This is a genomic window from Bradyrhizobium oligotrophicum S58 (genome assembly GCF_000344805.1).
GTDB lineage: Bacteria > Pseudomonadota > Alphaproteobacteria > Rhizobiales > Xanthobacteraceae > Bradyrhizobium > Bradyrhizobium oligotrophicum.
This window is the reverse complement of sequence record NC_020453.1, coordinates 2,707,224-2,723,911: the sequence shown is the minus strand read 5'-3', so window position 1 is coordinate 2,723,911 and position 16,688 is coordinate 2,707,224. Positions and strand designations below refer to the sequence as shown.

Here is a 16,688-nt window from a genome sequence, read left to right as displayed (position 1 = left end):
CGTTTGTACGGCGGGGCGCATGGAGAATCGGACATGCCTCGGAAACCAGCTCGCACCATCATCATCACCGGCGCCTCCGCCGGCGTGGGCCGCGCCATCGCCAGGCGCTTCGGCGACGCAGGCGATCGCATCGGACTGATCGCGCGAGACGAAGAGGCATTGCGTGATGTTCAGCGCGAATTGCAGGCGCGCTTTGCGCACGCCGAATACGAGGCTGTGGATGTCGCCGATGCACAGGCGCTGTTCTCGGCATCCGAGCGGCTGGAGCAGCGGCTCGGCCCCGTCGACATCTGGATCAACGATGCGATGGAAACCGTGTTCTCGACCGTGGCCGACATCACGCCGGATGAATTCCGCAGGGTGACCGAGGTCACCTATCTCGGCTTCGTGTACGGCACGATGGCGGCGCTGCGCTCGATGCGCCGGCGCGGCGAGGGCCGCATCATCCAGATCGGCTCGGCACTCGCCTATCGAGGCATTCCGCTGCAGGCGGCCTATTGCGGCGCCAAGCATGCGATCCGCGGCTTCACCGACTCGCTGCGCGCCGAGCTGATGCACGAGCGATCGGGTATCACGCTCAGCATCGTCGATCTGCCGGCGGTAAACACGCCGCAATTCGATTGGGCCCGCGCCCACCTTGCGCATGCGCCGCGGCCGATGGGCCGGCCTGTCGAGCCGGAGGTGATCGCAGATGCCATCTATCGCGTCGCCAATGGCGGCTTTCGCGAATACTGGATCGGCTGGCCGACGCTGCTCACGATCCTTGGCAACACGGTCGCGCCCGCTCTGCTCGATCGTTACCTCGCGGCCAAGGCCATCGCCGGGCAGCAGACCGACGTGCCGCTGGTGCCAGACCGCACTGACAATCTCCACCATCCGGTGACGCGCCTGCACCGGACCCGCGGCTCTTTCAGCCGGGGCGCGGCGCAGCACGCCCTGCTGGTGCCGGGCGATGTCGCACGCGCCGCGACGGTCGCGCTCGGCGCAGCATTGTTCTTTGCGCTGGGAGCAGCGGCAAGCAGGCGGCGCTGGCGTTGAATAGATCACCGGGTCGAAGCTCTTGCGCAACGAGCATGAGCGGCGCTTCTCTGTGTCGCGGTTTCCCTCGGGCTCGGAGTTGTTCATGACCATCGAGAGCATCAGCGCGATCACGATCGCAACCCACGACATGGCCCGCGCGGTCGCCTTCTATTGCGCACTCGGCTTCGACGACATCGCCCACGGCGGCGGTGACACGGCCTTCACGAGCTTTCGGGTCGGGTCTGGTTTTCTCAACCTGATCGTCATGCCCAAGGACAAGCAATGGAGCTGGTGGGGCCGCATCATCTTCCACGTTACCGATGTCGATACCGTCCACGCCAGGGCGGTGGCGGCCGGCTTCTCGCCGTCGACAACGCCACGCGATGCCGAATGGGGCGAGCGCTATTTTCACCTCACCGATCCCGACGGTCACGAGCTGAGCTTTGCGCGGCCCGTAAGGAGCTAACCGAGCTCGAAGGTAGTGACACCGAACACCTGATCGATCCGCAGCGGCAGGATCGGACCGGTGTACATGCGCGCGGTTTCGAACACGGGTTTGAGGCCAAGATTCTCGACAAGCGCCACCGCCTCCGGATTGATCGCAGGAACGTCGAGGAAGACCTCGGAGTCGCCCGCCACGCTCAGCAGAGCCGAGGCGATGGCTTCGGCATCAGCGCGCCTCTGCGCGACCAGCGGACCGATCTTGTAGCCTGTGCGGCACGGCCGGATCACGCCCCAGGCGGCAAGCCCACCGTCGCGGATCAGCGCGCGGCCAACATGCGCAGGGACCCCAATCCAGGCCTGCAGGAACGCGCGGCGCGGTGCCGGAAAGACAGCCGCGTCGGACGCCTCGATGTCCGCCAGCGACACCTCTCTCAGGGGAACGATGTCCGATCGCGCTGCCGCCGGCAGCGGTGCCGCCACCTTCCCTCCGTAACGGACATTGGCATAGGCATATCTGAAGCCAGATCTGCGGTAGTTGTCCTGCTGCGCGACCACGCCGTCGAGCCCGATGATACGCGATCCCGCATGCGCGATGGCGGCGTGCCAGAGCCGCAGGCCGTAGCCGCGCCCGCGCATGTCAGGACGCACGATGTAGCAGCCGAGGAAAGCGAAACGGTCGTCATAGTTTACGCAAGAGACCGTCGCCACCGTCACGCCGTCGCGCTCGGCCACGAGAAAGCCTTCGGGATCGACCACCGCAAAGCACACCGCATCGGACAGACCGGGATTCCAGCCCTCTGCCGCCGCCCAATCGAGGACGAGCGGAATCTCCTCGGGACGCATTGCCCGGATGATAAGATCGTCGGTTGCAGCGGTGCCGGATGACGTCATGGCCCTATCCTAAGTTCATCAGCGCCGGTGTCCATCATCAACAACACCTTGACCCAAGGTGTCCCACTGCTCCACATCCGCAGACCGGCTCCGATCTGCTTCTCTCGCGCGCCGGCAAGGCATCGTACCCGCCGAGGTCGATTTGATAGCTCCCGTAGATCACGACAGCACGCCAAGCCTGCCGCTCCCGATCGCCGCCGCAGACCGTCTCATCAGCCTCGACATCCTCCGTGGCCTCGCCCTGTTCGGCGTCATGGCCGTCAACGTCGTGTTTGAATTCCGGGTGTCGATCTTCCGGCAGTTCCTGCCGGCGCTGAGAATGCACGAGGCCGGAACGACCTTCTTCGCCGGATCGCTGTCGCCGGACATCGTTGCGCTGTTGTGGGTAGTCATGGGCGACTCGCCCTTCAATCGCGCTGTTGAAGATGTCCTCGAGCGCGGCGTCTCCATGAAGGCCTTCGCCCTGTTCTCGCTGTTGTTCGGCATCGGGATGGCGATGCAGTTCGACCGGATCGCCCCGCAGCGACGTTTCACCCTGCTGCTCCGGCGGTTGCTGGTCCTGCTCGCCATCGGCCTGCTGCACCTGACGCTGCTGTGGAACGGCGATATCCTGACCGAATATGCGCTCGCCGGCCTGATTGTGCTGCCATTCCTGTACGCACCTCGCTGGCTGGTGACCGCGAGCAGCCTCGCGCTGCTCGGCCTCTATTTCTCCGGCTGGCTGGTCCGGCTGATGCCCCTGCCGAGCTCTGCCTGGATGATGCAGCATGCGACCGATGCCGGTCGTGTCTACGCGCTGGGCAGCTTCTCGCAGGTGCTCGCTTTCCGGCTGTCCGAGATCAGCACCATCGCCCCGCTGCACCTGTGGGTCTTTCCACGCACGATCGGTCTTTTTCTCGCCGGTATCGTGATCTGGCGCTGCGGAGTATTGCGCGATGTGCGCCATCACCGCGAGCCGCTCCTGCTGACTGCGCTGGCCGGACTTGCTGTCACCATCGACGCCGGGCCATCGGTCGTGACCGTCAGTCTGGCGCTCGCTTACGGCGCCCTGATCCTGGTAGCTGCTAGCACCGCATGGGGCCTCCGCCTCCTCGGTTGGGCCGCCCCGCTTGGCCGCATGGCCTTCACCAACTACCTCATGCAGTCCGTGATCTTCAGCTTCGTGTTCTACGGCTACGGCTTCGGCCTGTTCGGCCGCGTCAGCGTCTCGCTCGCGCTTGGCCTCGGCATCATTGCCTACGTTCTGCAGGCGATCACGAGCCGGTGGTGGCTGGCGTATTTTCGCTTCGGTCCGGTCGAATGGCTATGGCGCAGCCTGATGTATGGCAAACGCCAGCCGATGCGAATTGCTTAGCGATCCAAGTTTGGGAGCCATGCTTGCCTCGAATGCAGTCATCTGGGCGCGCATTCTCGCGAACGATTGGCCCGCAATGACCAGTTCTCTACTTCCCAGTCCACACCGGCTTGCGCTTCTCGGCGAACGCCTTGAGCCCTTCCTTGGCATCCTCCGTCATTGCCAGCAGCGCGATCTGGCTTTCGAGATAGGCGATGGCCTCGTCGAACGACATCGCGGCAATCGCGCGCATGGCATATTTGCCGCGGCGGATCGCGGTCGGCGACTTGTCGACGAGACGGCCGATCAGCCAATCGATCTTGGCGTCGAGCTCGGCCGCAGGCACGATGTAGTTGAGCAGGCCAGCGGCCTGCGCCGCCTTGGCATCGAACGGCTCCCCCGTCAGTGCCCATTCGTTGACGAGCCGTGGCGGCGCGATGTTCTGCAGCAGGCTCAGCACCTGCATCGGGAACACGCCGACCTTCACCTCCGGCAGGCCGAAGACAACGTGATCGGCCGCCACCGCCGTGTCGGTCATGCAGAGAAGCCCCATGCCGCCGGCCATGCAGACGCCGCCGACCCGCGCGATGGCGGGCTTGGTGGCATTCTGCGACAGCCTGAGCAGATCGGCATAGTCGACATTGGGACGCGAGAAATCCATCGCGAAGGCGGCACCGGAGTTCTGCAGATCGGCCCCGGCGCAGAACGCCTTGTCTCCTGCTCCCGTCAGCACGATCACGCGCACCTCAGGATCGTCATGCGCCTGACGATAGCCGCGCACGATCCCGGCTATCACGTCACCATTCAGGGCATTGCGCTTCTCGGGACGGTTGATGGTGATCCAGAGGGCTTGCCCGCGCTTGTCGAGGATCACGCTGTCGTCGGTCATCGCCTTGCCTGTCTCTTGGGATCAGATACGAGATTGTGGCGGCATAGCCGCAGCAAGCAAGGAAAACTTGCGTCAGCTGGCCACCCGGCGGCCGATCTCGGCAATGACGCCGCGCAGCAGCGGGCGAGCGGGCTCAAACTGGCCGTTGCGCAGGAACGCGACCGTCTGCCGGAACGATGTCGGATGCACCAGCAGGCCCATATGAGAGGCTTTGACCGTCGTGTAGTCCGTCATCTCGGCAAGCTTGCAGCTCTCGACCGACACCCGGCCGTCGTTCGGCCAAGGCAGCACGAACAGCGCGGCGATCGGATCCAGGAAACGGTTCCCGGCAATGACTCCGATCTCGTAGTCAGCCGATGGCAGGGATGCGAGTGTGGCATCCTTGGTCGTCATCAGTTGCAGGCCGGCGGGGCCGAAATAGGCGCGGTAGAGCCCGACGTTCTGCAAGCGGTCGGCGAGTTCGCTGCCGCCATTGGGCGTGCCGAGCATGACGACGCGGCCGAGCCGCGCCGGACGATGCCGGGCAATGTAGACCTGCGCCAGCAGTCCGCCCATCGAATGGGTCACGAAGTGGACAGGACCATCGAGCCGCGCCGTGAAGTCGGAGATGACAGGCCGGATATCCTCCGCCAGACGCTCGAGCGGCTTCTTGCGGCTTTCATACTGAAGATTGAGCGTGGCAAAGCCCGCGCGCTGCAGCTTCTTTTCCAACGGGCGCAGCATCAACGACCTGCCGGCGATGCCATGCAGCAGCACGACCCCCGCTTCGCAGGGGCCGCTCTGCAGATGACGCCGGCGCGGTGATGCCATCAAGCGACCTCTCGGTTCTCCGGTTCGCTCTCCGAGCCGGGCGCAGCAGCGGTCTCCTCTGCAAGCGTCTTGGCGCCGACATAGTCGGTCTTGCCGGAGCCGAGCAGCGGGATCTTGTCGACCACCATCACGACGGCCGGCACCGCGAGTTCGGGCGCGCCCTGCGCCTTGGCCTGGCGCTGCATCGCCGAACGTTCGGCATCCTTCTGTGTCGTGATCAGAACGATCCGCTCGCCCTTGCGCTGATCCGGGATCGACACCGCGACCGAGCCGGCTTGCGGCCACAGCACGGCAGCGATCTGCTCGACCACCGTGAGCGACACCATCTCGCCGGCGATCTTGGCAAAGCGCTTGGCGCGCCCTTTGATCGTGATGAAGCCTTGCGCATCGATGGTGACGATGTCGCCGGTGTCGTGCCAGCCGTCGGGCAGCGCTTCCAGCACGCCCGGGTTTTCGGCTCTGACATAGCCGAGCATGACGTTGGGACCCCGCACCGAAAGCCGGCCGCCCTCCTCGATACCCGGCACCTTGTCGAGCCGGTACTCCATCAGCGGCGACAGGCGGCCGACGGTGCCGACACGGTTGGCCATCGGCGTGTTCATCGCCAGCACCGGCGCGGTCTCGGTGACACCATAGCCTTCGAGCACGCGGATGCCATAGCGCTCCATGTAGATCTGCCGGGTGCGATCCTTGACCGGCTCGGCGCCGGCGATGACCAGCCGCAGGGTGCGGAAATCATATGCATGGGCCGAGCGCGCATAGCCGGTCAGGAAGGTGTCGGTGCCGAACAGAATGGTGGCGCCGGTCTGGTAGATCAATTCAGGCACGATCCGGTAATGCAGCGGCGACGGATACATGTAGATGGGAATACCCGCCAACATGGGCATCATCATGCCGCCGGTGAGGCCGAAGGAGTGGAACACGGGCAGAACGTTGAACACGAGATCGTTGGCATTGGCATCGACCCGCGCCAGCGCCTGGGCGGCATTGGCCAGGATATTGCGGTGAGACAGCACGACGCCCTTGGGCGTGCCTTCCGAGCCGGAGGTGAACAGGATCACGGCCGGATGGTCCGCATTGCGGGCCACGCGCGGCTTGGTGCCGTCGAGAAGTCCCTTGATCTTGTCGGCGAAGCGGATCGAGGCCTTGACGTCCTCGAGGTAGACCAGACGGGCCTGCCCCTCGATCGCCGCAATCAGCTTGTCGAGCTTGCCCTTCTCGATGAAGGCGCGCGAGGTGAGGACCGTCGTGACCTGCGCGGCCTTCATCGCCGCCAGCACGTTCACCGGGCCAGCAGAGAAGTTCAGCATCGCCGGCACCCGCCCGATCGATTGCAGCGCCATGAAGACGACGGCAACGCCGGCCGAGTTCGGCAGCAACACGCCGATATTCTCGCCGACGATGGTGCCGAGCTCGAGCTTGCGGCTGAGCACCTGGGAGCCGAGCAGCAGCTTGCGATAGGTCAGCTTGGTGCCGAGCGGATCCTCGATCATCACCTTGCCGGTGTCGTGGTCGCGATGGGCATGCGCCAAAGCTTCGAACAGCGTGCGATCGAGCATGGCGTTCTTGACCATGGCATCGATCATGACGTCCTGCAGCGCAGCTCCTGCCGCGTTGCGGCGCGTCTTGCCCTTCAGCACCGCATCGATGGTGAGCTTCACCGGCGGCAGGATCGTCACGGTCACTTTGGGAAACCATGAGCGCTTGATCTGGCCGTCCTTGAGATAGCTAAGATGCGAACGCTGCGCGCCCTCGATGCGTACAGGCACGACAACCGCATCGGCCTTGTCGGCGATCATGGCGGTGCCGTCATAGACCTTCATGAGCGATCCCGAGACCGTGATGCGGCCTTCGGGGAAGATCACCACGGGCTCCTGGGCGGCGACCAGCTTGATCAGGTCGCGCGCGCCGAGCGGCTTGGTCGGGTCGATCGTGATGTGGCGCACCAATTTGAGGAAGATCTTCGCCCACCACGCCTGTGAGATGCCGGTATCGACCGCAAAGGTCGCGTCGATCGGCAGCACCGCATGCAGCAACGGGCCGTCGATCAGGCTCACATGGTTCGGCGCGATCAGCATGCGCGTGCCGACCGGCGGCAGGTTTTCCAGCCCGCGCACCTCGGTGCGGAACAGCGCCCGGAACAGCATCGCGCCGAAGTCGCGCACGCCCTCCTTGCCCCATTTGTTGAGGACGAACCAGACCGCGCCGAAGCTCGCCAGCGCGAGGCCGAAAAATATCCAGGCAATCGAAACGCCCGCGGCCTGCAGGCCCGCCACACCCAACGAGCCGACCACCATGAAGGCGGCCTGCAGCACGTTGCCGGCGGCAATGACCCGGGCACGCTCGGTCGGCTCCGACCAGGCTTGCACGGCCGCGAAAGCGGGGACCACAAACAGGCCGCCGCCGAAGGCGAACAAGGCGAAATCGATCAGCATGCGTGCGCCCGCCCACGATCCGACGAAGGCCATTGGCGTGATCTCCTTCGCGGCTTCGGTCGTGCCGATCGCCCAGGAGAGGTCGAGGCCCAGCAGGCCCATCATGATGGCGCCGATCGGCACCAACGCCAGATTCGGACGAACGTGGCTCAGATGCGCTGCGAACAGCGAGCCGATCGCAATGCCGATCGCGAACGTCGCCAGACACAGGGTGACGACGCCCTCAGTGCCGCCGACGACCTCCTTGACCAGCGCCGGCAGCAGCGACAGCACGACGGCGCCGACCAGCCAGAACCACGACACGATCACCATGCCATCCCACAGCCGGGGTGCAGCATAGAGCGACTTCAGCAGATGCGACGTAGACGTCCAGGGATTGGCTGTGATCCGGAGATCCGGCGCGGACGGCGCCGTGTGCGGAATGCGCGCAGCCGAAGCCCACGAGATCAACGCGAGTCCAATGACCGCGAGCGCGACCCAGCCCATGTGGGTGGAGCCCGACACCAGCTGGCCACCGGCGATAGTGCCGATCAGGATGGCCATGAAGGTCGCGCCTTCCACCAGTGCGTTGCCGGTGGCTAGCTCGCCGACCGTCAACTGGTCCGGCAGCATGGCGTATTTCACCGGGCCGAACAGCGCAGCAATGATCCCGAACATGCCCAAGGCGACGAACAGCAGCGGGACCGAATGCAGGAAGAAGCCCAGCGCTGCGAAGCTCGCGGCGAAGATCTCTGCGAATTTCAATCGGCGTGCGACGACTCCCTTGACGTATCTGTCGGCAAGCTCGCCGCCAAGCCCGGAGAGGATGAAGAAGGGAAAAATGAACACCGCACCGGCCACGGTCACCAGCGCGTCACCATGCGCCGCAACGGCGCCGTAGAGCAGCATGATGACGAGTGCATTCTTCAGGACGTTGTCGTTCAGCGCGGACGAGAATTGCGCCCAGAACAGCGGAGCAAAGCGGCGCGACGACATCAACTGCTTGATCATGGTCGTTTCCTGGTGTGCTGCGGCGGCCTTGCCGCGCGGATCTTGAAGCTTGGTGCTGAAATGGAGCCTATGCCGGGCGGGAGACCCCTGTTGTGAGCAGCAACTAACTGGTCTGTCGGTGGCCGCCCCGCGGACAATTTCGCGAGATCGGCGTCATCATGTCGGCCTGTGTGAAGGACGACAACGCCAGCGCAACGAGCCCTGCTGAAGGTCCCCCCGCGCAACCATTCCGCCGCCAACCAGCGCGAAGAGTACCGCAGAGGTCATGTGCAAAAAGATTATCGCGCGCCAAGGCAGCGGCACTGAACGCATGGGACGTGAGGACATGGTGACCGCTTTGTTGCGCATGAACTGGGGATTTGAACTGTGATCAGGTCAGGTCCCTCAAGTAGTGAAAGCAGCCGAACAAACCGCGGCCCCGGAGGCGGCGTCCTTCGCGACCGGCGGCGCGAAAGAGCTTTTCTCCGGAGAGTCGTCGTGTTCGCCGAGCAGCCAGAAGACCAGCAACGTCACAGGCATTGGCGATGCGCTCAACGCGCGCCGTCACAAGATGAGACGCTGCAAGCGCCAAACCGTTCAGCAATGCATGGGCATCGGCAGCAAAAAGTTGCGGACCGCGAAAACTGAGAGCCTGCATAGGTCAATCCTTCCATTTTTGAGCATCGCTCAAATCATGTACCGCAAAAATGAGCAACGCTCAAGAAAATTCTTGATCGCAACGATCGACTGGTCAACCAGACGCACCAGCCATCGCGGCGGCACGCATGGACAAGCCTCTAACCAATTGATTTCAAGCGTTATTTTTAGATCACCGTCGAGCGGGGTCACCCCGCCGCTTTCCGCAGCCAGACCTTGTTGTCGTGAAAGGCAGCGCCCCCAATCGGCGCGACGGTATCTGCAGCCGTCAGAGAGTTGATGCCACGGCCGCCGATATGGGCGGCATTGGGATGGATCGATTCGGCAATCAGCACGCCACGCCTGACTCCGTCGAACAGCCGGGCTGTCAGCGACGTCCGGCCGCGCTCATTCCCGAGCATGACGACCTCTCCATCCGCGATACCCAAAGATGCCGCATCGAGCGGATGGATCATCACCGAGGGCGCCCCTTCCCGCGCCTGCGATGATGGCGTCTCGTTAAAAGAGGTGTTGAGGAACGAGCGCGCAGGGCTGGTCGCAAGCCGGAACGGATGCTGCTGGTCGATCTCCTCGGTGACCGCCCAATGGTCCGGCAATGACGGCATGCGCTCCGGGTTGCCCATCACCCGCCCGAACGGCGGATGAGCCCAGTCGGCCTTGAAGTGGAATTTTCCATCCTTGTGCGCGAAGCCGTCGAGATAATGCGAGGTGCGGAAATCCGGCTGCAGGTCGCGCCAGACATCAGCCTCGAGAGCCGCGATGTCGCCATGCCCGCTCTTCTTCAGCGTGGCATCGATCAGCTCACGTGGCGTCATCTCAAAGCCGGGATGCACGGCCCGAAGCCGGCGCGCCAAGCTCTGCAGCACCTCGTGATTTGAGCGGCACTCGCCCGGTGGGTCGATCAGCTTCGGCCCGACCGAAATGTGCTGATGACCACCGCCGTAATAGAGGTCATCGTGCTCCATGAACATCGTGGCAGGCAGCACGATATCCGCGATCTTCGCAGTCTCGGTCATGAACTGCTCGTGGACCGCAACGAACAGGTCCTCGCGCGCAAAGCCCTGGCGGACGAGTTCCTGTTCCGGCGCCACCGTCATCGGATTGGTGTTCTGGATCAGCATGGCCTTGACCGGCGGACCACCGCACAGCGCTTCGCGATCCCCAGTCAGGATACGTCCAATCTGGGATTGATCGAGAAAGCGGGTGGAGTGATCGATGGCGTCGTGTCCTTCAATGATGGACTCGTCGAAATGCCACAACGCGGCATTGTTGAAGAAGGCCCCTCCTCCTTCATACTGCCAGGCACCGGTCACAGCCGGAATGCAGGACGCTGCGTGCATCTGGGTCGCACCATTCCGGCTGCGCGTGAAGCCATAGCCGAGACGGAAGAAGGTTCGCTTGGTCTCTCCGACCAGTTTCGCAAAGGCCTCGATCTCGGCAACCGGCACACCCGATATCTGCGAAGCCCATTCTGGCGTCCGTGTCTTCAGATGTGCCTCGAGTTCGTCGGGGCTGTCCGTGTACTTGGCCATGTAGCCGCGATCGGCGTAACCATCGCGAAACAGCACGTGCATCATGCCGCAGGCGAACGCGCCGTCGGTGCCGGGCCGCAGGATGATCTTGATGTCGGCCTGCTTCATCGTCTCGTTGTCGTAGACGTCGACTGCAGCGATCTTGGCCCCACGCTCTTTTCGGGCGCGGGCGGCATGGGTCATGACATTGACCTGCGTGTTCACCGGGTTCGTCCCCCAGATCACGACGAGGTCTGAGAGCGCCATCTCGCGTGGATCTACGCCGGCAATTTTCCCGGTCCCAATCGCAAACCCGACGCGCGCCACATTCGCGCAGATCGTCGAGTAGAAGCGCGAATACTTCTTTACGTGGGTGAGACGGTTGAGGCCGTCGCGCATGACGAGGCCCATCGTGCCGGCGTAGTAATATGGCCAGACCGACTGGGCGCCGAAATCACGCTCGGCCAGCAGAAACCGCTCGGCGATCTCGTCGAGCGCCTCGTCCCAGGAAATGCGCGCGAATTCGCCAGAGCCTTTTGGCCCGACACGACGCATTGGATGCGTCAGGCGTTCCGGATGATGAATGCGCTCCGCATATCGCGCAACCTTGGCGCACACAACACCGGCCGTATAGGTCTGCCGCTTCGAGCCGCGAACGCGACCGATCGTCTTCTGATCGAGCACCTCGACGTCGAGCGCACAGGCGGAGGGGCAATCGTGCGGACAGGTCGAGTGGCGGATGTCGGTGCGAGTCTGCTGGTTCATGGCTCGATAGGTAGCACCAAAGGCGGCGGCAGCCGAGAGCATTCGCGAGGCATTCTCAACAGCGGGGATCGCCATGTCCCCATTCCCGCCCCAGATGGAACCGTCCCCATGAGATCCTCCGGTCGGTCGACGTAAGCCGCCAGGACTGCGCCCCGGCGCCAGAAGCCTCCTCTCGAGGGCCGCCCCCATAAGGGCGACTTGTGCGAGATGTCCCACGGGAAGCGAGGTTGGCGAGCACTTACGCGGCTCACACGCCGTTCTTGATCACCCGCTTCGAAGTTGCAGGACCGCGCTGGCGCTCGGCATCAGAATTCGCGGCGCACCATGCCGAAGCTTCGGGTAACCGGCATTTTCTGTTGCCAAAGCAAATTCGTATATTAATATATCAGTTGAGGAAACACAGATGTCCAGTCGTGCTCCAAGGAAATTGGCCCCCGCGCCGCGTCCTGTCGTCGCCCGCATACGCCGCAACGGTCGGCCGCGCGGGGCGACAGCAGCTTCGCGCATCTATGCCGATCTCAGGACCGAGCTCGTGTCGCTCGTTCGTCGGCCAGGCGAACCGATTTCGGAGGCGCAGATCGCAACGGCCTACGGCGTCAGCCGGACGCCGGTTCGCGAAGCCATCCTGAAGCTTTCGGATGAAGGACTGGTCGAGATCTTCCCTCAGTCCGGCATATTCGTATCCCGCATTCCGGTCGCAGCGCTTCCCGAGACGATCATCATCCGCAAGTCTCTCGAGGAGACCACCGCGCGAATGGCGGCAGAGCAAGCGACGTCCAGTCAGCTCCTGAACTTGCACGCGACGCTCGAGCGTCAGCGCGAGGCGTGCGCTGCGAGGGATCGCGAAGCCTTTCACCAGGCCGACGAGATGTTTCATGCTGGTATCGCTGAGGTGGCCGGCTATCCTGGAATATGGAAGCTGATCTTGCAAGTGAAGGTTCACGTCGACCGCTATCGACGCCTCACCCTTCCTCAGATTGGTCGCATGTCGGAAGTGATTGCCGAGCATGAGCCGATCCTGGCGGCAATCGAACGGCACGATCCGGAGCGAGCCCGCACCGCCATGGCAAGCCATCTGGAAAGACTGCTCGACGACATCTCTGAAATTCAGACCCTCAATCCCGAATATTTCGACCAACCAGCCTAGCAATAGGCCCGCAGCACCAGACGGCGGTTTCGACGATCAGGCAAAGTCCGTGGGAGGGACGCCATGAAGAGACGCGATTTCATTAAATTGACTGCAGGTCTGGCCGGCGCGACGCTGCCGCCCGTCTCGGCGGCGCTCGCACAATCGAAGGCGGTGTTCAAGGCCTCCGACGTGCAGCCGCCCGGCTATCCGACGGTCGCGGCGACTGAAAGCCTCGGCAAGAAGCTCGCAGCCGCAACCAATGGCCGACTGACGATCCAGATGTATCCTTCCGCGCAACTCGGCGGTGAGAAGGAAACCATCGAACAGACGCAAATCGGGGCGATCCAGATGCTGCGAGTCAGCGCCGGCGCACTGGGCCCGATCGTCGACGACGTGAACGTCGTCAACATGCCGTTCCTGTTCAAGAACATCGAGCATTCCGAGAAGATGATGGATGGGCCGATCGGGCAGGATCTGCTCGACCGGATCAGCGCCAATCCGAGCGCCAATCTCGTTGCACTCTGCTGGATGAACTCCGGCGCGCGGAGCATCTACAACACCAAGAAGCCGATCAGGACAGTCGAGGACGTCAAGGGCCTGAAGATCCGCGTGATCGGAAATCCGATCTTCATCGACATGATGAATGCACTCGGCGGCAATGGTGTCGCGATGGGCTACGATCAGGTCTTCAGCGCGCTGCAGACCGGCGTGATCGACGGGGCCGAGAACAATCCTCCGAGCTACGTGTTCAGTAACCACTATACGGCCGCAAAGTACTACTCGCTGACCCAGCATCTGGTCATTCCCGAAGTTCTCGTGTTCTCGAAGCGAGCCTGGGCAAATCTCTCGACCGACGACCAGACGCTGATCAAGAAGTTCGCGCGCGAAGCTCAAATGGAAGAGCGGGAGCTTTGGAAGGCCTATGAGCGCGAGGCCATGGAGAAGGCCAAGGCGGCCGGCAGCGAGATCATCGAGATCGCCGACAAGACGCCGTTCCAGAAAGCCGTCAAGCCGGTCTGGGACAAATACGGCCCGAAGTACCAAGAGATGATCAAGCGCATTCAAGAGATCGCGTAAAGGCGCGGCGCGCTCGGCTCAGATAAATCAGGAGGTTTACCATGGCCGGACTCTATCGCCGGGCAATGGACGCGCTTTATCTCGCCTGCGTCATCGTTGGCGTGACAGCACTGGTGCTGATCTCGGCCGTCATTCCCTATGCGGTCTTCACCCGCTACGTGCTGAACAGCGCGGCCTCCTGGCCCGAACCAATGGCCGTTCTGCTGACCATCCTCCTCACCTTCATCGGGGCGGCTGCTGGCTACCGGCTCAATCTACACATGAACCTGGCTTACTTTGCCAACCAGACGCCGCCCTCCGTGAGACGAGCTCTCGATATCCTCGTGCAACTGCTGATGGCACTCATCGCCGTCTTCATGGTCGTCTGGGGCGAGAAACTGGTCGAGGTCACCTGGAACAATACGATCGGAGATTTCCCCTTCCTCTCGGTCGGGGTCACCTACTTGCCCATCCCCGTCGGCGGCTTATGCCTGCTGCTGTTCATCATCGAGCGGCTGTTCCTCGGCGCGCCACCAGACCCCATTCCTCACCACGACACAGAGTCGTTCGAGTAAGTCAGCCAGCCGAGTCATTCCGATGGACATCTTTATCCTGCTTGCCACAATGCTGGTGTGCTTCCTGATCGGGATGCCCATTGCCTATTCCCTGGCGCTTGCAGCAATCGCGGGCGCCCTCTCCGTCGGCATTCCACTCGAAGCCGTGATGCTGAAGATTTCGGATGGCGTCAGCAAAGTTGCGATGCTGACGATCCCGTTCTTCGTGCTTGCCGGAGCTATCATGGCAGAAGGCGGCATGGCCAAGCGGCTCGTGGCCTTCGCCGATGTGCTGGTCGGCCTGACCCGCCTGCGCGGCGGCCTCTCGATCGTGAACGTGCTGGCAACGACCTTCCTGAGCGGCATCTCCGGTTCGGCCGTCGCCGACACGTCCGCGATCGGATCGGTGATGATCCCGCAGATGGAGCGCAACGGCTATCCACGCGTGTTCGCGACCAACCTCACGATCAGCTCATCAGTCCAGGCGCTGCTCGTTCCGCCCAGTCACAATGCCGTTCTGTACTCGCTTGCGACAGGCGGCACGATTTCCATCAGCGCCCTGTTCATGGCAGGTGTGTTCCCAGGCCTGCTGCTCGGCTTTTCGCTGATCCTGCTGTGCATCGTGATCGCCTATCGCGAAGGCCATCCGCACGGCCAGAGGGTTCCGGCCAAGGATGCGGTCAAGATCACGATCGACGCCGCCTGGGGCCTGGTCACGCTGGTCATCATTCTCGGCGGCATCCTCGGAGGCATTTTTACGGCCATCGAAGCCGGCGCGGTCGCCTGCGTCTGGGCGTTCTTCGTGACGATGTTCATCTATCGTGACTATCGCTGGCGCGACCTGCCGCTGCTGCTGCACCGGACGCTCCGCACGGTCGCGATGGTCATGACCTTAATCGCCTGCGCCTCCGCGGTGGGCTACATCATGGCGCTCACGCAGATGCCTGCGAAGATGACGCAGTTCTTCCTGTCGATCTCGAGCAACAAATACGTCATCCTGCTCCTCATCAACGTGCTGCTGCTGTTGCTCGGGACGCTGGTCGACATGGCGCCGTCGATCCTGATCGCTACGCCCATCCTGCTTCCCGTCATGCAGAATTTCGGCGTCGATCCGATTCATTTCGGCATGATCATGCTGCTCAACCTCGGCATCGGCCTCTGCCATCCACCGGTCGGCGCCATCCTGTTCGTCGGCTGCGCCGTCGGCAAGGTCTCGATCGAGCAGGTGATGCGCAAGATCTGGCCGTTTTATGCGGTGATGTTCGCCGTCCTCATGGCGGTGACCTACATTCCGGAAATCTCGCTCTGGCTGCCGCGTCAGATCTTGCGCTGATTTGCCTGCGATCGTCCGGAAAACGAAAATCGCCGTTGGCAGCGACGAAGCCCATCTGAGATGCCGCCCGACGGCCCTACTCGTCTTCGTCTTCGCTGGCCTCAGCCAATCCCCGCAGCGGCTCCGGATTCAGCAGCACGATGGCGCCGTGCTCGAGTCGAACCCAATCCCGCGCGGCCCAGGCACGCAGCTGCTTGTTGATGCTCTCGCGCGTCATGCCCACCATCTCGCTAATCTCTTGCTGAGTGATCGCGATGGTGCGGCTGGAGGGGTCCAACTTCCGCTTCTCGGTCAGGCCAAGCAGGGCGCTGGCGAGCCGTCTGGGAAGATCCTGCAGGATGACCTGCTCGACCTGATCGCTGGTCCAGCGCAGCCGATCGCAAAGCAGCTCGATGAACTTCATTGCGAGCACAGGCTGGCTCTTGACGAAAGGAAGAAACTCGCGCCGGTCGATGACCAGGATCTCGCAGTTGGTGTTGGCCGTTGCGTCAGCGGTTCGTTCTCTTCCGTCGAGCACGGCGACTTCGCCGAAGATTTCACCCGCACTGATCAGATTCAGGATCGCATTGCGACCGTCAGGGGACGACACGCTGATTTTGACGGTCCCGCTGATCACGGCGTACAGGCTCGAGCCTGGATCTCCTTTTGAGAAGATCGTTGCGCCCCGCTTGAGCGAGGTTGGTTTCGCGTAGCGGCCAAGTTGATCCAGCGCATCGGACTCGAGCTCACGAAAGATCGGATGCTGCCGCAGTACCGATAGCTTGCCGCTGCTCGATGATCGGGCGCTCGCCTTCTTCTCCTCAGTCACACCGCATCTCCCAGGCGTCCTTATCCCGCCGAGCAAAGGAGATGTCGAAAGCCGGTGGTCGGGTCCTGCTGACGTCAAAGGACC

At 63.0% G+C, this 16,688-nt stretch carries 14 protein-coding genes; 7 read left to right on the top strand and 7 right to left on the bottom strand.

The window, feature by feature from the left end:
- The first annotated feature begins 33 nt into the window (after positions 1-33).
- Both S58_RS11855 and S58_RS11850 read left to right on the top strand, forming a co-directional pair.
- On the top strand, positions 34-1,038 hold the full coding sequence (locus tag S58_RS11855; protein WP_015665544.1) for an SDR family oxidoreductase: 1,005 nt from the start codon (positions 34-36) through the stop codon (positions 1,036-1,038).
- Between the two features lie 85 nt (positions 1,039-1,123).
- Entirely contained in the window at positions 1,124-1,486 is a 363-nt protein-coding gene (locus S58_RS11850; RefSeq protein ID WP_042340706.1) for a VOC family protein, read from the top strand.
- Here S58_RS11850 and S58_RS11845 read toward each other — a convergent pair.
- Complete coding sequence (locus S58_RS11845) at positions 1,483-2,355, bottom strand: GNAT family N-acetyltransferase (RefSeq protein ID WP_015665542.1); 873 nt, start codon at positions 2,353-2,355, stop codon at positions 1,483-1,485. The two genes, S58_RS11850 and S58_RS11845, sit on opposite strands and share 4 nt — an antisense overlap.
- Before the next feature lie 253 nt (positions 2,356-2,608).
- On the opposite strand from S58_RS11845, the gene S58_RS11840 reads away from it, so the two are divergent.
- Positions 2,609-3,709, top strand: a complete 1,101-nt coding sequence (locus tag S58_RS11840) for a DUF418 domain-containing protein (RefSeq protein ID WP_244440746.1) — start codon at positions 2,609-2,611, stop codon at positions 3,707-3,709.
- A gap of 88 nt (positions 3,710-3,797) precedes the next feature.
- Here the strand turns inward: S58_RS11840 and S58_RS11835 are convergent, their stop codons facing one another.
- The 5 genes from S58_RS11835 to S58_RS11820 form a co-directional block, all read right to left on the bottom strand.
- Positions 3,798-4,577 (bottom strand): enoyl-CoA hydratase/isomerase family protein, encoded by a 780-nt coding sequence (locus S58_RS11835; RefSeq protein ID WP_015665540.1) that lies wholly within the window; start codon positions 4,575-4,577, stop codon positions 3,798-3,800.
- A 72-nt stretch (positions 4,578-4,649) separates the two neighbouring features.
- A complete protein-coding gene (locus tag S58_RS11830) occupies positions 4,650-5,387 on the bottom strand; it encodes an alpha/beta fold hydrolase (RefSeq protein WP_015665539.1) in 738 nt (245 codons plus the stop codon).
- Positions 5,387-8,812, bottom strand: coding sequence for an acyl-[ACP]--phospholipid O-acyltransferase (locus S58_RS11825; protein WP_015665538.1), 3,426 nt, complete (start codon positions 8,810-8,812; stop codon positions 5,387-5,389). The genes S58_RS11830 and S58_RS11825 overlap by 1 nt, the downstream gene beginning before the upstream one ends.
- 370 nt (positions 8,813-9,182) lie before the next feature.
- Complete coding sequence (locus tag S58_RS37470; protein ID WP_144058297.1) at positions 9,183-9,449, bottom strand: hypothetical protein; 267 nt, start codon at positions 9,447-9,449, stop codon at positions 9,183-9,185.
- A gap of 187 nt (positions 9,450-9,636) precedes the next feature.
- Positions 9,637-11,724 carry a molybdopterin oxidoreductase family protein gene (locus S58_RS11820; RefSeq protein WP_042340705.1) on the bottom strand — a complete coding sequence of 696 codons (2,088 nt, stop codon included), beginning with the start codon at positions 11,722-11,724 and terminating at the stop codon, positions 9,637-9,639.
- 460 nt (positions 11,725-12,184) lie between these two features.
- Here S58_RS11820 and S58_RS11815 point away from each other — a divergent pair, with 460 nt between their 5' ends.
- The 4 genes from S58_RS11815 to S58_RS11800 all read left to right on the top strand — a co-directional run bounded on the left by S58_RS11815 (position 12,185) and on the right by S58_RS11800 (position 15,796).
- A complete protein-coding gene (locus S58_RS11815) occupies positions 12,185-12,871 on the top strand; it encodes a GntR family transcriptional regulator (protein WP_042340704.1) in 687 nt (228 codons plus the stop codon).
- Positions 12,872-12,934: 63 nt separating this feature from the next.
- On the top strand, positions 12,935-13,930 hold the full coding sequence (gene dctP / locus S58_RS11810; protein WP_015665535.1) for a TRAP transporter substrate-binding protein: 996 nt from the start codon (positions 12,935-12,937) through the stop codon (positions 13,928-13,930).
- Between the two features lie 41 nt (positions 13,931-13,971).
- Positions 13,972-14,484, top strand: a complete 513-nt coding sequence (locus S58_RS11805) for a TRAP transporter small permease (RefSeq protein WP_015665534.1) — start codon at positions 13,972-13,974, stop codon at positions 14,482-14,484.
- Positions 14,485-14,506: 22 nt separating this feature from the next.
- Complete coding sequence (locus tag S58_RS11800) at positions 14,507-15,796, top strand: TRAP transporter large permease (protein ID WP_015665533.1); 1,290 nt, start codon at positions 14,507-14,509, stop codon at positions 15,794-15,796.
- A gap of 76 nt (positions 15,797-15,872) precedes the next feature.
- On the opposite strand, the gene S58_RS11795 is transcribed toward S58_RS11800, so the two are convergent.
- Positions 15,873-16,604, bottom strand: coding sequence for a Crp/Fnr family transcriptional regulator (locus S58_RS11795; RefSeq protein WP_015665532.1), 732 nt, complete (start codon positions 16,602-16,604; stop codon positions 15,873-15,875).
- Positions 16,605-16,688: the final 84 nt, after the last annotated feature.

What these genes read in the sequence shown, in the direction of transcription:
- S58_RS11855 (WP_015665544.1), top strand. Translation starts at nt 34, where the DNA reads ATGCCTCGGAAACCAGCTCGCACCATCATCATCACCGGCGCCTCCGCC.
- S58_RS11850 (WP_042340706.1), top strand. Translation starts at nt 1,124, where the DNA reads ATGACCATCGAGAGCATCAGCGCGATCACGATCGCAACCCACGACATG.
- S58_RS11845 (WP_015665542.1), bottom strand. Translation starts at nt 2,355, where the DNA reads ATGACGTCATCCGGCACCGCTGCAACCGACGATCTTATCATCCGGGCA.
- S58_RS11840 (WP_244440746.1), top strand. Translation starts at nt 2,609, where the DNA reads ATGGCCGTCAACGTCGTGTTTGAATTCCGGGTGTCGATCTTCCGGCAG.
- S58_RS11835 (WP_015665540.1), bottom strand. Translation starts at nt 4,577, where the DNA reads ATGACCGACGACAGCGTGATCCTCGACAAGCGCGGGCAAGCCCTCTGG.
- S58_RS11830 (WP_015665539.1), bottom strand. Translation starts at nt 5,387, where the DNA reads ATGGCATCACCGCGCCGGCGTCATCTGCAGAGCGGCCCCTGCGAAGCG.
- S58_RS11825 (WP_015665538.1), bottom strand. Translation starts at nt 8,812, where the DNA reads ATGATCAAGCAGTTGATGTCGTCGCGCCGCTTTGCTCCGCTGTTCTGG.
- S58_RS37470 (WP_144058297.1), bottom strand. Translation starts at nt 9,449, where the DNA reads ATGCAGGCTCTCAGTTTTCGCGGTCCGCAACTTTTTGCTGCCGATGCC.
- S58_RS11820 (WP_042340705.1), bottom strand. Translation starts at nt 11,724, where the DNA reads ATGAACCAGCAGACTCGCACCGACATCCGCCACTCGACCTGTCCGCAC.
- dctP (WP_015665535.1), top strand. Translation starts at nt 12,935, where the DNA reads ATGAAGAGACGCGATTTCATTAAATTGACTGCAGGTCTGGCCGGCGCG.
- S58_RS11805 (WP_015665534.1), top strand. Translation starts at nt 13,972, where the DNA reads ATGGCCGGACTCTATCGCCGGGCAATGGACGCGCTTTATCTCGCCTGC.
- S58_RS11800 (WP_015665533.1), top strand. Translation starts at nt 14,507, where the DNA reads ATGGACATCTTTATCCTGCTTGCCACAATGCTGGTGTGCTTCCTGATC.